The sequence below is a fragment of the Rhizobium sp. SVR5-2C genome (assembly GCF_056755115.1).
Genome location: NZ_JBNDHT010000642.1, coordinates 1 through 231, shown reverse-complemented (window position 1 = coordinate 231; position 231 = coordinate 1). Strand labels below are relative to the sequence as shown.

Sequence of the window (231 nt, the reverse complement as noted above, 5' to 3'; positions counted from 1 at the left end):
CCCCCCTCCCCCCCCCGACAAACCCCCCCCCCCCCAGATTACTACGCGTCTCGTGGGCTCGGAGATGTGTATAAGAGACAGCCCTTCGACCAGCAATATGCCGTCAGCGGCGCGCAGACGCCGGACGTGCTGGCCGGCGCGCGCTTCGGCCTTCGCCTTGGCGATGTCGCGGAGCGCGCCGGATTGAATTGACCCTGTCTCTTATACACATCTCCGAGCCCACGAGACGCG

The 231-nt window shown here is 66.2% G+C and carries 1 pseudogene; it reads left to right on the top strand.

Going from position 1 to position 231, the window contains the following annotated elements:
• Positions 1 to 84 precede the first annotated feature (84 nt).
• A pseudogene (locus tag ACPYOI_RS37225) lies at positions 85 to 192 on the top strand (disulfide bond formation protein DsbA); the annotation flags it as partial.
• Positions 193 to 231 lie beyond the last annotated feature (39 nt).